The sequence below is a fragment of the Nocardia sp. NPDC049526 genome, from assembly GCF_044465765.1.
Lineage (GTDB): Bacteria > Actinomycetota > Actinomycetes > Mycobacteriales > Mycobacteriaceae > Nocardia.
The window spans coordinates 25,037-38,810 of record NZ_JBITMA010000012.1; the positions used below are offsets into that span (position 1 = coordinate 25,037).

15 protein-coding genes are annotated in these 13,774 nt (G+C 65.3%); 12 read left to right on the top strand and 3 right to left on the bottom strand.

The features are described from left to right. Positions 1–91 precede the first annotated feature (91 nt). A complete protein-coding gene (locus ACIBW7_RS32030) occupies positions 92–688 on the bottom strand; it encodes a TetR/AcrR family transcriptional regulator (protein ID WP_397052878.1) in 597 nt (198 codons plus the stop codon). Between the two features lie 94 nt (positions 689–782). Here ACIBW7_RS32030 and ACIBW7_RS32035 point away from each other — a divergent pair, with 94 nt between their 5' ends. The 7 genes from ACIBW7_RS32035 (at position 783) to ACIBW7_RS32065 (ending at position 7,790) form a co-directional block, all read left to right on the top strand. After that, complete coding sequence (locus tag ACIBW7_RS32035) at positions 783–1,619, top strand: TIGR03086 family metal-binding protein (RefSeq protein WP_397052880.1); 837 nt, start codon at positions 783–785, stop codon at positions 1,617–1,619. Between the two features lie 313 nt (positions 1,620–1,932). Continuing rightward, positions 1,933–2,586 carry a TetR/AcrR family transcriptional regulator gene (locus tag ACIBW7_RS32040; protein ID WP_397052882.1) on the top strand — a complete coding sequence of 218 codons (654 nt, stop codon included), beginning with the start codon at positions 1,933–1,935 and terminating at the stop codon, positions 2,584–2,586. A gap of 419 nt (positions 2,587–3,005) precedes the next feature. Next, on the top strand, positions 3,006–4,211 hold the full coding sequence (locus ACIBW7_RS32045; RefSeq protein WP_397052884.1) for a lipid-transfer protein: 1,206 nt from the start codon (positions 3,006–3,008) through the stop codon (positions 4,209–4,211). Positions 4,212–4,268: 57 nt separating this feature from the next. Next, a complete protein-coding gene (locus ACIBW7_RS32050; RefSeq protein WP_397052886.1) occupies positions 4,269–4,709 on the top strand; it encodes an SRPBCC family protein in 441 nt (146 codons plus the stop codon). 9 nt (positions 4,710–4,718) lie between these two features. Next, positions 4,719–5,609, top strand: coding sequence for a MaoC/PaaZ C-terminal domain-containing protein (locus ACIBW7_RS32055; RefSeq protein ID WP_397052888.1), 891 nt, complete (start codon positions 4,719–4,721; stop codon positions 5,607–5,609). Between the two features lie 12 nt (positions 5,610–5,621). Beyond that, positions 5,622–6,500 carry an SDR family oxidoreductase gene (locus ACIBW7_RS32060; RefSeq protein ID WP_397052890.1) on the top strand — a complete coding sequence of 293 codons (879 nt, stop codon included), beginning with the start codon at positions 5,622–5,624 and terminating at the stop codon, positions 6,498–6,500. Positions 6,501–6,527: 27 nt separating this feature from the next. After that, positions 6,528–7,790: an acyl-CoA dehydrogenase family protein gene (locus tag ACIBW7_RS32065; RefSeq protein ID WP_397052892.1), complete on the top strand. Its 1,263-nt coding sequence runs from the start codon at positions 6,528–6,530 to the stop codon at positions 7,788–7,790. A gap of 8 nt (positions 7,791–7,798) precedes the next feature. On the opposite strand, the gene ACIBW7_RS32070 is transcribed toward ACIBW7_RS32065, so the two are convergent. Further along, positions 7,799–8,650 (bottom strand): alpha/beta fold hydrolase, encoded by an 852-nt coding sequence (locus ACIBW7_RS32070; RefSeq protein ID WP_397052894.1) that lies wholly within the window; start codon positions 8,648–8,650, stop codon positions 7,799–7,801. 64 nt (positions 8,651–8,714) lie between these two features. Between ACIBW7_RS32070 and ACIBW7_RS32075 the strand changes: the two genes are divergently transcribed. From ACIBW7_RS32075 to ACIBW7_RS32085, 3 genes are read left to right on the top strand one after another with little or no spacing between them, the layout of a single operon-like run. Beyond that, the gene (locus ACIBW7_RS32075; RefSeq protein ID WP_397052896.1) at positions 8,715–9,530 is read left to right on the top strand and encodes an exodeoxyribonuclease III; all 816 of its coding nucleotides are present in this window, start codon (positions 8,715–8,717) and stop codon (positions 9,528–9,530) included. 54 nt (positions 9,531–9,584) lie between these two features. Next, the gene (locus ACIBW7_RS32080) at positions 9,585–10,070 is read left to right on the top strand and encodes a ribonuclease domain-containing protein (protein ID WP_397052898.1); all 486 of its coding nucleotides are present in this window, start codon (positions 9,585–9,587) and stop codon (positions 10,068–10,070) included. After that, on the top strand, positions 10,070–10,555 hold the full coding sequence (locus ACIBW7_RS32085; protein ID WP_397052900.1) for a barstar family protein: 486 nt from the start codon (positions 10,070–10,072) through the stop codon (positions 10,553–10,555). The genes ACIBW7_RS32080 and ACIBW7_RS32085 overlap by 1 nt, the downstream gene beginning before the upstream one ends. 86 nt (positions 10,556–10,641) lie before the next feature. Here the strand turns inward: ACIBW7_RS32085 and ACIBW7_RS32090 are convergent, their stop codons facing one another. Then, positions 10,642–11,481, bottom strand: coding sequence for a TetR/AcrR family transcriptional regulator (locus tag ACIBW7_RS32090; RefSeq protein ID WP_397052902.1), 840 nt, complete (start codon positions 11,479–11,481; stop codon positions 10,642–10,644). A 205-nt stretch (positions 11,482–11,686) separates the two neighbouring features. Here ACIBW7_RS32090 and ACIBW7_RS32095 point away from each other — a divergent pair, with 205 nt between their 5' ends. Next, positions 11,687–12,619 (top strand): oxygenase MpaB family protein, encoded by a 933-nt coding sequence (locus ACIBW7_RS32095; protein WP_397052904.1) that lies wholly within the window; start codon positions 11,687–11,689, stop codon positions 12,617–12,619. Positions 12,620–12,704: 85 nt separating this feature from the next. Beyond that, positions 12,705–13,739, top strand: a complete 1,035-nt coding sequence (gene trpS, locus ACIBW7_RS32100; protein WP_397052906.1) for a tryptophan--tRNA ligase — start codon at positions 12,705–12,707, stop codon at positions 13,737–13,739. The last annotated feature ends 35 nt before the right edge of the window (positions 13,740–13,774 follow it).

Genomic DNA, 13,774 nt, shown 5'->3' on the forward strand with positions numbered 1-13,774 from the left:
GCGCAGGTCGGCGAGCAACAGAGGCATCGGACACCGCCCCAGCCGCGAGAGCCGCGCGGCGGGAACAATGCCGAATCCGACTGGCTTTCGATCACTTTCGTTTATCGGCCGCCGCTGCCGTACGCAAAAGCCGGTCGACCAGCGTATCGACATAATCGTCGGTGAGCGGGCCGGTGCCGAACAGGGTGCGGGTGTAGAGCGGGGCCAGGATGATGTCGACCACCTCGAGCACATCGGGTGCCTGTTCGCCGCGGGCGGTTGCTCGATCCAGCATGGCCTGGACCTGGTCCGCCCGTTCGGTGAGGAATCGATCGCGCGTCTGTTCGCCCGCCGCGCCGGTGTCGAGCAGCGCGAGGATCGTGCGCAGCAGCGCCAAGCCGTCGGGCCCGCTGACATCGCGCGCCGCCTTGGCGGCATAGGCACGCAGATCGCTCTCGAGCGAACCGGTATTCGGAATCGCCGACTCGGTGCCGAGCCGATCGACGGTCACCTCCATGGCCAGCGCCTCGAGATTGCCCCAGCGCCGGTAGATGCTGGTATCGGCGACGCCCGCGCGCGTCGCGACCTCGGCGACGGTGAAGTTGCCGTAGCCGCGTTCGGCGACCAGTTCGGTGACCGCCTGGTGTACCGCCGCGCGCACTCGAGCGCTGCGACCTCCGGGACGGCGGGCACGGACTCGTTCATCCATGTCCACACCTTAATGCAGTGGAGATTTGCGTTTGTGTACGGCCATCCGTTATTGTGCTCTTAACGCCGATACGAACTGCGTTTAGGAGCTGGCAATGGAACCGATCCTCTTTCCCGACAACTCCTCGTTCCGGTACGAGGCCCTGCGCACCTTCGGCCACATCGCTTATGGCGGAGCCGATTTCGGTGAGGTCGCGGTCACCGTCGAGCGGATCGTCCCCGGCGATTACGGCAGCTGGTACGACGAGTGGCCGGCCACGGCCGATCGGGTGGCGGGTGCGGCGCACAGCGTTTCGCATTCCCTCGCAGCTACGACTGGCTCGACGACACCTTCGACCGGGCGGGACCTTCCCCAAACTGCTCGAGACTTTCAGGAGATCAACATGATCAACCGCATCGACCGCGCCATTGATATGACCGGCGGCATCGTCAAAGGCATTGCCGCGGAACAGATGAGCGCACCGACGCCGTGCCAGGAATGGGATCTGCGCGAACTGCTCAATCACCTGGTGGGCGGCATGAATATTTTTGCCGCCCAACTGCAGGGCCTGACCCCCGTTCGCGACCACCACGACGACTGGCTCGACACCGACCCGCAGGGCGCTTACGCCGAGGCTGCCGTGCTCGACCGCGCGGCCTGGCATCGCCCCGACGCGCTCGAGCAGACGGTGCGTCTCGGCTTCGGCGAGGTGCCCGGGCCGATGGCGGCGGTGATCCACCTGACCGAACTCGTCGTGCACGGTGTCGATCTGGCGGTCGCCACCGGACAGGAGGGCCTGGTCGACGAGCAGTTGTGCGCGGAGATGCTGGCGATAATGCGTGACATGGGCTTCGAAAACTTCCGCGTACCAGGGATGTTCGGCCCCGAGGTCGCGGTGCCCGCCGACGCCCCCGCGCACCGTCGGTTGCTCGCCTACGTCGGCCGAGTCTGATCCCGCCGGCCCGTCGCATCGTTGTGGCGGGCCTTCGCCACGCCTGAGTGCTGCTCCAGCGGCCCAACTCGCGAACGACGCTTGCGCCGGCTGGGGCGAATCTGCTGGGTTCCGCCGTCGTCTCGCCAGTGCGAATCGCTGATCGGCACGTAGCGAATGCCGGGGCGACGAAACGTGCTCATTCTGCTCGGTCGGCCACGGGCGGTGCAGGGACGCGCTGTGAAGTGCCGTCGTTCGAAGCGGTAGCGAGCTTTCGGAGAGTGAAACACCGACGCTGACATACAGATCTGTATGTAAGTGTAGAATCGCCGGAATGACCAGGTCCGAAGCGCCCAAGCAGCAGCGCCGCACGCAGGAGCAGCGCAGCAGTGAGATGCGCACGCGGCTGCTCGATGCCACCATCGACTGCCTGGTCGAATACGGGTATGCGGGGACGACGACGCCGCGAGTCGCCGAGCGGGCCGGGGTCACTCGCGGGGCCCAGGTGCACCACTTCGGGTCCAAGACCGATCTGGTGGTCGCGGCGATCAGCCATCTGGCGCAGCTGCGCGCGGAGACCGCTATGCGGGAGATGTCCAGGGTCCAGGGCGGCGGCGATCCGGTCGGAGCGGCTTTGGACTTTCTCTGGGAGCTGCATCAGGGGCCGCTGTTCATCGCCACCGCCGAGTTGTGGGTGGCGGGCCGGACCGATCCGGTACTCGCCTCGGCCATGGAGAAGGTCGAGCCGTTCGTCAACAACGCGGTGCTGATGGCGGTTGCCCGCTTCGTCCCGGATGAGATGCGGCGCAAGGAAGCCCGCGATTTCGTCTACACCGCGATGGATGCGCTGCGCGGAATCCTGGTCTCCAACTTCATCGATCCGGATTCCGAACGGGCGCACCGGCGTTGGCGGCGGGCATCGGTGCATCTGCGGGAGATCGCGACCGCCGCGCTGGTCGCGCGACCGCTGCTGCGTCCCGCTGAATAGCTGACGGCCACCGAGCTTTTCGATCCGGCTGCCTGCCGACGTCTCGGTGCGGCGCGCGCCGAGACGTCGGACGCTTCGGCGAGATCCTCAGCAGATACTTGACCGCGATATCCGTTGCGGCGGTGATGATTCACGCGATGCCGAAGCTGGCGTGGAAGTTCACGTTCACGGTGCACGCCCGAAGAACTCGCCGTCATCCTTTGGTCGATGGCGCAATATTCACCGCACCCGGCATGTTGGTGATTGTTGCTCATGAGCTGGTAGTTCTCTTGTTTCGCGGGCGAGATCGCCTCGAACTCTTGCAGCCTTACATACAGCTCTGTATGTTTGTTTCTGTTCGGTCCGGTTGGGGTCGGCCACTGCGGGCTGCCGACTTGGGCGCACGGTCACACCGGGGCAGGTACTACGTGAGGAGTTCGATGGCGAACAAGGTCTACGTCGTGGGCGTCGGCATGACGAAGTTCGAGAAGCCGGGCCGCCGTAAGAACGAGGACGGCAGCGCTTGGGACTACCCGGATATGGCGCGGGAATCGGGTACCAAGGCCCTGGCCGATGCTGGGATCGACTATCGCGAAGTCGAGCAGGCCTACGTCGGTTATGTCTACGGCGAATCCACCTCCGGACAGCGCGCGGTCTACGAACTGGGTATGACCGGCATTCCGGTGGTCAATGTCAATAACAACTGCTCGACCGGATCCACCGCGCTTTTCCTTGCGGCACAGGCCATTCGGGGCGGTCTGGCCGATTGCACGCTGGCATTGGGCTTCGAGAAGATGCAGCCGGGCTCGCTCGGTTCCACCTGGGACGATCGCGAACAGCCGATGGCCAAGCACGTCATGGCCCTCGCGGAGATCTCCGAGGTGCTTTTCCCGGTGGCGCCGTGGATGTTCGGCGCGGCCGGTCGCGAGCATATGAAGCAATACGGCACCACTGCGGAGCATTTCGCGAAGATCGGCTACAAGAACCACAAGCATTCGGTGAACAACCCGTATTCGCAGTTCCAGGACGCGTATTCGCTCGATGACATCCTGGCTTCGCGGATGATCTACGACCCGCTCACCAAGCTGCAGTGTTCGCCGACCTCGGACGGTTCGGGCGCGGTAGTGCTGGCCGGCGAGGAATTCGTGAATTCGCACGACCTCGCCGCGCAGGCGGTGGAGATCGTCGGCCAGGCGATGACCACCGACTTCGCCTCCACCTTCGACAACACCGCCAAGAACCTCATCGGCTACGACATGAATGTTCAAGCCGCACAGCAGGTCTACCGGCAGGCGGGCCTGGGTCCGGAGGACTTCCAGGTCATCGAACTGCACGACTGCTTCTCCGCCAACGAACTGCTGCTCTATGAGGCCCTCGGGCTCTGCGGCGAGGGCGAGGCCGGAAAGCTCATCGACGACAACCAGACCACCTATGGCGGCAAGTGGGTCGTGAACCCCTCCGGCGGGTTGATCTCCAAGGGACACCCTTTGGGCGCAACGGGTTTGGCGCAATGCTCCGAACTCACCTGGCAGCTGCGCGGTACCGCGGACAAACGCCAGGTCGACAACGTCACCGCCGCGCTGCAGCACAATATCGGCCTCGGCGGCGCTGCGGTCGTCACGGCCTACCAGCGGGCGGACCGCTGATCCTGCTCGGCGAAAGCCGTAATGCAGCAACCACATTCACTCGACGAGGAGTAACGCATGGGTCATATCGAAGCCACCAAGGACGTCAACGCCACCCCCGACGCGCTCTGGGCGGTCGTCTCCGACCCGCAGACCTGGGACAAGTGGTTCACCATCCATGAGCGCTTCATGGAGGAGCCGCCCGCCACCCTGGCCGAGGGGGCCAAGCTGGTCGCGAAGATAGTCATGCTCGGCATGGCGAACAAACTGGAATGGACCGTTGTCGCGGTCGAGCAGCCGAGCAAGCTCACCCTCGGCGGCACCGGAATGGCCGGGGTGAAGACCGAATTCACCTTCGATATCCAGCCCAAGGGCGATGGCGGCAGCACCATCCTGGTCTCGGGTGACTTCGAGGGCGCACTGATCAAGGGTGCACTCGGCAAGGCGGTCGAGAAGGACGGTCGCACGCAGCTGGACCGGTCGCTCGAGCAGCTCGACGCGCTGGCCTCGGCCGGATAAGGGGCGGCGATGACAGCGGAGGCCGCTGCGGCGCGGCCGGTGGAATTCGCCGACAGCGGACTCGAAACCTGGTGTGATGACGAATATTTCGAAGTCGCCCAGGAGCGGATAGCCGAATATGCCGCCGCAACCAACGATCCGATCGAGGCGCATCTGGCGGGCAAGGTGGCCTCGCCGATCTTCGGTATCGTCCCCGTGTTCGAGGCGATGATGATGCCGGTGATCGATGTCGCGCCGATGGATATCTTCGGCCGAGTCGTCCACGGGGAGCAGGATTTCCACTTCCACCGCGCGATCCTGCCGGGGGACCGGCTGGTCTCGCGGGCCAAGGCGATCGGCTATGCCAGCCGTTCGAACGGCAGCACCATCACCATCCTCATCGAATGCCGCACCGAGGCAGGGGAATTGGTGAACGAGCAGTATCTGACCGCTTTCTTCCGCAATATCGATGCGGGCAAGACGGTCGGTGTCACCGCTCCTGCACACAAATTCGACGAGAACCTGCGAGCGCAGGATCCGGTCGCGGTGGTGCCGCAGCATGTCGATCTCGACCAGACCTACCGCTATTCGCCCGCTTCCGGTGATCCGGTGCCGCTGCATCTGGACGAGCAGGTCGCCAAGGATGCGGGTCTGCCCGGCATCATCGCGCACGGTCTGTGCACCATGGCCTTCGCATCGTGGGCTGTTCTCACCGAGGTCGCGGGCTCGGATGTCCACCGGCTGAAGCGCTTCGCGGTGCGCTTCGCCAAGATGGTCTTCCCCGGTGACGACCTGGAGACCCGGATCTGGCGGGTGGGCTCCGAAAACGGTGTCACCACATACGCCTTCGAGACCGTCCGCGGCGACGACGTCGTCCTGAGCGACGGTCTCGCCGAAGTCGCCGACCAACTACCGAACTGAGGAGCCATGGAGATGGGTGCATTGGAAGGACGGGTCGCCGTCATCACCGGCGCGGGTCGGGGCATCGGGCGTGAGCACGCGCTGCTGTTCGCCCGCGAAGGCGCGGCTGTCGTCGTGAACGACCTCGGCGGCAGCAATGCCGGTGAGGGTTCCGATGTCGGTCCGGCCCAGGAGGTCGTGAACGAGATCATCGCCGGGGGCGGTAAGGCGGTGGCCAACACCGATAACATCGCCACCTGGGATGGTGCGGGTAGCGTTGTCGCCCAGGCCCTTTCGGAATTCGGTGGCCTCGATATCGTGGTCAACAACGCGGGTATCCTGCGGGACGCCTTCATCGCGGGTATGGACGAGGCGCAGTGGGATGCGGTGATCGCCGTACATCTCAAGGGCCACGCCGCGGTACTGCATCACGCGGCCGCCTACTGGAAGGCGCAGAGCAAGGCGGGCAACCAGCCGAATGCCGCGGTGATCAATACCGCGTCCGCCTCCGGAACGACCATCCCGAATGCTGGTCAGGCCAACTACGGTGCGGCCAAGGCCGCAATCGCCGCACTGACCCTGGTCGCGGCCGATGAGCTCGCGCGCTACGGCGTCCGGGTCAATGCCATCGCGCCGATCGCGCGGACCCGGCTCACGCTGGCCACGCCCGGTATGGGCGAGATGATGGCCGCCGAGGCCGCGGCGATCGAGGACGGCGATTTCGACGCATTCAGCCCGGCCAATATCTCTCCGCTGGTCGCCTACCTGGCATCGGAAAAGTGCCCGATCACCGGCAAGGTTTTCGCGGTCCAGGGCGGCGCCATCTCCGAGCTGGCAGGCTGGCATGACGTGAAGACGATCGAGGCCGACGGCCCCTGGCTGATCGACGATATCGCCGCTCGGCTGCCTTGATTTCGCGGGAACGTTAGGAGAACGACGATGTTCGAATGGTCCGAAACCGACGAGATGATCCGCGAGGCGGTGCGCACCTTCATCGACAAGGAGGTTCGCCCGCACCTCGACGCGCTGGAGAGTGGTGAGCTGACCCCCTACCCGATCATCCGGAAGTTGTTCAGCGACTTCGGGATAGATGCGATGGGTGGTGAAGCCGTCCAGCGGCTGCTCGCCAAGGAGCGCAAGAAGGCGGAGGCGCTGGCGGCGGGCGAGCCGCTGCCCGAAAAGTCCGAAAAGTCTTCCGGCGGTAGCCCATTCGCCGGTCAAGAATCGTTGATGGCGGTGCTGATCGGGGAGTTGTCCGGCGTCTGCATGGGGCTGGTTACCGCGATGGGCGTCAGCATCGGTCTCGGCGCGACGACCATCCTCGCGCGCGGCACGCTCGCGCAGAAGGAGCGGTGGCTTCCCGATATCGTCACGATGAAAAAGGTTGCGTCATGGGCGATTACCGAGCCCGATTCGGGTTCGGACGCATTCGGCGGCATGAAGACCTACGTCAAGCGCGACGGCGAGGACTACATCCTCAACGGTCAGAAGACCTTCATCACGAATGGTCCGTTCGCCGATGTGATGATCGTCTACGCGAAGCTCGACGAGGGCGACGGCGGCGACAAGCGCGAGCGCAAGGTGCTGACCTTCGTGCTCGACAAGGGCATGGACGGCCTCACCCAGGGCAAGCCGTTCAAGAAGATGGGCCTGCACGCCTCGCCGACCGGTGAATTGTTCTTCGACAATGTGCGCTTGGGTCGCGACCGGCTGCTCGGCGAGGCCGAGGAGCACAAGGGCGGCGACGGCAGGGACAGTGCCCGCTCCAGTTTCACCGCCGAACGCATCGGTGTCGGTTTCATGGCGCTGGGCATCATCAACGAATGTCACCGGCTGTGCCTGGACTATGCCAAGAGCCGCAAGCTGTGGGGCCAGGAGATCGGCCGCTTTCAGTTGGTGCAGCTCAAACTGGCCAAGATGGAAATCGCCCGGATCAATGTGCAGAACATGGTCTTCAACACCCTCGAGCGCGGCAAGGCGGGTAAGCCGCCGACCCTCGCCGAGGCCTCCGCCATGAAGCTCTACGCCTCCGAGGCCGCCACCGAGGTAGCCATGGACGCGGTCCAGCTCTTCGGCGGCAACGGTTACATGACCGAGTACCGGGTGGAACAACTCGCCCGTGACGCGAAGTCCCTGATGATCTATGCGGGCAGCAACGAAATCCAGGTCACCCATATAGCCAAGGGCCTGCTCACCCAGTAGCGCGAAGTTCAGACCGCGCGCAAGTGTGTGCGGCTGGCGTAGATGTGTTCGGCTATCAGGGTCGCGATGCGGTCCGGAGCTTCGAGCATGGGAACGTGCCCGACGCCGTTGACGAGGATGCGGTCGGCGGAGTCGGGCAGTTCCTGCAGGAAGCGGCGGGCATACAAACGGTTGGGGATGATCCGGTCGTATTCGGCCATCAGCAGGCGCACCGGGGTCGGGAGGTTGGACAGGTCTTCCAGCGCGGGAGCGCGCACGGTGCCCAGGATCAACGGGATCATGGCATCGCAGTGCAATGCGGCGGTGATCACGGCGGCGATATCGCGGCGCGCGACCGCGGCGGCGTTCTTGCTCAGCAGCAGGAGGGCGAAGCGTTGCGCGATCGGATTGTTGATCGCGAATCCGCCGAGCCGCTTACCCACCTCGACGATCGGCACCAATGACAGGAATTTCGCGCCGACACGGAACTGGATGAGCGACGGCGACTGCCAACCGCCCGCGGGCGCGATCGCGGTCAAGGTGCGGGCCCGGCCGCGTCGGGCCAATTCGAAGCCGACCCAGGCACCGAGCGAATTGCCCGCGATATGGCAGGTGCGCCAGCCGAGTTCGTCGAGTTGCTCCTCGATCCGGTCGGCGAGGGCATGGACATCGGTGGACCAGCCGTCGATCGGTTCGCCACCCCAATGGCCCGCGAAGGCGGGGGCGAACACCTCGCAATGCGCGGAAAGTCGCAGCGCAACCTGTTCCCAACAGTGCGGCGAAAGCATGAACCCGTGCAGCAGCAGGACCGGATCACCGGATCCGATATGCAGCGCTTTGATCGGGGCGGGGGAGTTGGTGGTGCCTGACTTCATCGTCATTCACCCCTTCCTGGACTTCGATGTCCCGGGGGAGTTCGTCTGACCAGCATTGTACGGTCGTCAGGTGCCTTATATCATCTCGTCGATCAATGTGAACGGGGTCCGTGCGGCGACGGGCAAGACGGGCAAGGGGATGCTCGAGTGGCTGGCGGTCACCGAAGCCGACATCATCTGCCTGCAGGAGACTCGGGCAACCGATGAGCAGACCCGCGCCGCGCTCGCGCCCGCACTGGACGCGGGCTGGTATCTGACGCATGCGGAGCCGGGAGCGAAGGGGCGGGCCGGGGTCGGCATTCTGTCCCGTCGCGAACCCCGGGCCGTGCGCATCGGGCTAGGACGCTGGCACGACGGAACTTGGCATTCCAGTGCCGAATTCGCCGGTACCGGGCGCTATGTCGAGGCCGAATTCGATGAATTGACCGTGGCCAGCGTGTATGTGCACACCGGCGAGGCGGATACGCCGATGCAGGATGAGAAGTACCGCTTCCTCGACGAGATCGGCAGCCATATGCGCGCGCAGACCAGCGATTTCGTGATCTGCGGCGACTGGAATGTCGCGCATACCGAACTCGATATCAAGAACTGGAAGGGCAACCTGAAGAACTCCGGGTTCCTGCCGCAGGAGCGGGCCTGGATCGACGGCATGCTCGCCGCCGGATACGTGGACGTGGTGCGCAATCTGCATCCAGGTGTCGCGGGCCCGTACAGCTGGTGGTCCTACCGCGGCCGCGCCTACGACAACGACGCAGGCTGGCGCATCGACTATCACCTGGCCCGCGGCGAGGTGGCCGGCCGGGCGAAGCAGGCCGTGGTCGAACGCGCCGCCACCTACGCCGAGCGTTGGTCCGACCACGCGCCGGTCACGGTGCAGTACCGATAAAGTTCGCGCGACAAAGATGATTCGCGACATGGCAGTGCTGGAGATCGGGATCGCATGAATATTTCCTCGAAGCGGGTTCGCGCCTTCGCCGCGCTCGGTGTGGCCCTACTGGCCTTGGTGATCGCACTGCTCGCCTCGCGCGGCGGCGGGGACAGCAAACCGACCGCGGCCTCTGTCACTTCCACAACTCGCAGCGCAAGCGTGGCGGTTCCGGCGCGCGGCCCGGATGTGACCACCACATCCACCGTTCGAGCCCCCGGTGTTCCGGACCGCGCCTACGCGACTCTTGTCGAGATCGACGCGGGCCGTTGGCCGGATTCGGCGAACGCGCCCGGCACGAAGGGCGGTGACCGCTGGATGAACCGCGCGGGCACCCTGCCCGCCAAGGATTCGGCGGGCAAAGCCATCACCTACCAGGAATGGGATGTGAACCCGAAGGAGCGCAACCGTTCCCGCGACGCCGAACGCATCGTCACCGGCAGCGACGGTTCGGCCTGGTACACCGGTGACCACTACGAAACCTTCACGAGGATGCGCTGATGACAGTTCCGTTATCGCAGTTCCTTGCCCGCCCCGAGGCTCGGCGGTCCACCGACGCGGCGGCTTCGGCGCCGTCGCCGGTGGTGGGTGCCCTCCCCGTCGACGCCCCAACACTGAGCGGCGTGCGCTACGACGCACCCGTCGACTACGCGGTACGCGAACTGCGTGGGCCCAAAATGCGTACCACCGCAGGCGTTTTCGACGAATTCGCGGCCGCGTTCCAATTCCCGTACTACTTCGGCGGCAATAAGGACGCCTTCGACGAATGTCTGCGCGATCTCGATGATTTCGTCGGGCCCGCCGCCGGATACGTTGCCGTGATCCGCGATTCGGCCGATCTGCTGATCGACGAACTGGAAGAACGCACGTGGTTCACCGAAGCCATGCGTGAGGCCGCCGACTACTGGTCCACAAAGGGCTTGGCCTTCCGAGTCGTGCTCCAAGGCGAACCATCCGACCCGGAGATCGTCCGCCTGAGCCCGTAGCGCCGAGGACGGTCGAATGGTGGCTGTCGGGCTCTCGGGGGAACAACCATTCGACTACCGTCGATGCGGTGTGATGCCGATTCGGCTCAGGTGAGGCGGCGGGCGAGGTCCTCGCCGAGGAGGACGAATACGTCGGTGGTGTGGTCGATCAAGTCGTCGCGGGTGAGCGCGAGGTCGTCCTGTAGCCAGGCGGTTAGGGTTTGGACCAGGCCGCCGACCAGGTAGGTTGCGCGAAAGTCGATGGCGGGGTCGGGATTCGGGTCGGTGATGCCGTAGAAGTCGATGCCCTCGGCGGCGACGATGCGGGCGAAAACCCGCACCGTCTGATTCGTGCGGGCGCGCAGCTCCGGCGTCGCCATGCCCGCGACCAGCGCGACGTGCGCCTTGCGCGGATCGTCGGTGAGCAGATGAATGCCCGCCGAGATCGCGGCATGCGCTTTGGCGCGGGTGTCGGCCGGTGCGGTCTGCAGCGCACCGATGATCGCCCCGGCCAGTTCCTCCGCGATCCGATCGATGAGCGCGGCGAGCACCGCGTCGCGGCTGTCGAAGCTTTCGTAGTAGTAGCGCTCGTTGAGTCCGGCCTGTGCGCACAGCCCGGAGACGGTGAGCTTGGCGATGCCCTGGGTGCCGATGATGTCCAGTGCGGCATCGAGCAGCGCCGCGCGTCGCTGGGCGCGGCGCTCATCGGCGGAGACGCCGCCGTAGGTCCGTTTTGCCGGCCCGCCCGTCGTCCGGCCGCCACCCTCTGTGGAGTCGCTGGGCGATGTCGGCCTACTCGTCCTGCGGTCGCTGCTGGTCGCCGAGTCGCTGGGCGATGCCGACTTACTCGTCGTCCGGCCACCACCCTCCGTCGAATCGCTACGCGATGTCGGCTCGCCCTTCGCCCGACCACCACCCCGCACGGAAGCGCTTCGCGATGCAGTCATACCGCGATTCTGGCACGGGTGTGGTTGCGGCCGACCGGATCGCGGTCCGGTCCGGCTGCGGCCGGATCCGGGCCGGACACAATCTGGCAGAGGCTATTGCCAGATTTCGAAATCTGGTGGATTCTGTTATCAGATGCTGTGTATCCCGGCATGCGGGATGACGGGTCACGGTGCCCGACGGCACGCGCTCAACGAGGAGGCAGCGATGTCCCAGCCCGGCTACTTCGCCGATAATTCGATGGCCCGGCGGGTCATGAGCAAGCGCGCGGTGGGGCTCACCTATGGCCAGCGCGCCCTGGTGATCGGCGCGGTCAATCCGCTGCTGTATGTCGGAACCGCCGAGAACACCGAGCATCGGATGACCCCGTACACGCGACTCGCGTTGACCGGCAAGCTCTTCGAGGCCGTCTTCCTCGGCAGCAAGGACGAGGCGGATCGCGCGCTCGCCTTCACCACCAAGAAGCATGCGAAGGTCGTCGGCGCGCTGCCCGAGGACGCGGGCCCACACCATCCGGCGGGCACCGGCTACTCCGCACTCGACCCGCACCTCATGTACATGACCATGGCCTTCGCCTTCGACTCGGCCGAGGTGATGCACGATCTGCTGGTCCGCCCGCTGACCGACGGCGAACGCGAGGGTCTGTACCAGGACTACGTCCGCTGGGGCGAGCTGTTCGGCATGCCGCGCGAGGCCGCGCCCGGCAGCTACCCGCTGTTCCGCGAATCCTTCGACGACTACCTCGCCTCGGACGAGCTGTTCCTCACCGACGAGGCCCGGCTGGTCGGTTCGTATCTGGCCGGTCAGCGTGTGCCCTATCCGCAGCGCGGGCCGATGCGCCAGGTCGTCGACGCGTTCTACCTGCTGGTGCAGGGCAGTCTGCCGCCGCGTATCCGCGAGATGTACGGGATGCGCTGGGGGCTGCCCGAGCAAATCGCGTTCCGTGCGCTCGCCCAGGGCGTGCGCACCGCGCATATCGCCCCGCCGCTGGTTCCGCCGGTGCTGCGCGGGACGCTGGCCGGTCCGAGCGCGCCGGTCTACAAGCTGTTGTCCAAGCGTGAACGCGAACTGCACAGCACCGGCCGCCCGAGCATGCCCGGCATCGACCCACGCAACTGGGCGGCGCGAAATTCCGCATGACCGCGGCCCGGAGGCGGTAGCGGAGCGTAACCGCGGAGGTACCCGCGAACGCCGCCGATCGAGCACCGCATGCGAAGATCGGGACATGTCCAGTCCTGCTCAGACGAACCCGGCCGCTGAACGCAAACAGCGGGTGCTGTCCGGGATCCAGCCCACCAGCGCGTCCTTCCACCTCGGCAACTACCTTGGCGCGCTGCAGTACTGGGTGACCATGCAGGACGACTACGACGCGCTCTACTTCATCCCGGATATGCACGCGATCACCGTGTCGCAGGATCCGAAGGAACTGCGCAGGCGCACCAAGGCGGCGGCCGCGCAGTTGCTCGCGCTCGGCATCGACCCCAAGCGCTCCACGCTCTTCGTGCAGAGCCAGGTGCCCGAGCATGCCGAGCTGACCTGGGTGCTCAGCTGCATCACCGGATTCGGCGAGGCCAGCCGGATGACCCAGTTCAAGGACAAGTCGGTCAAACAGGGCGCGGAGAACGCCAGCGTCGGACTGTTCACCTATCCGGTGCTGATGGCCGCGGACATCCTGCTCTACCGTGCGCATCAGGTGCCGGTCGGCGAGGATCAGCGCCAGCATCTGGAGCTGACCCGAAATCTGGCCCAGCGCTTCAATACTCGGTTCAAGAAGACCTTCGTGGTGCCGGAGGCGCATATCGTCAAGGGCACCGCGAAGATCTACGACCTGCAGGATCCGACGTCGAAGATGAGCAAGTCGGCCTCCACCGATGCCGGTCTGATCAATCTGCTCGACGATCCGAAGATCACCGCCAAGAAGATTCGCTCCGCGGTCACCGATACCGAGCGCGAAATCCGCTACGACCCGGAAAACAAGGCGGGTGTCAGCAATCTGCTGGTGATCCTGAGTTCGCTGAGTGGTACACCGATCGTCACGCTGGAACGCGACTATGCCGGTAAGGGTTACGGCGATCTGAAGTCCGACGTCGCCGACGCGCTGGTCGAATTTGTCACCCCGCTGCGGGCGAAGGTGGAAGAGTATTTATCAGATCAGGGTGAACTCGACCGCATCCTCGACGCGGGTGCCGAGCGGGCGCGCGAGATCGCCGGCAACACTCTGGCGCAGGTTTACGACCGGGTAGGGTTTTTGGCTCGCTAGCCGGGGAATACCGCTATCGACCGCCTGTCGAACAT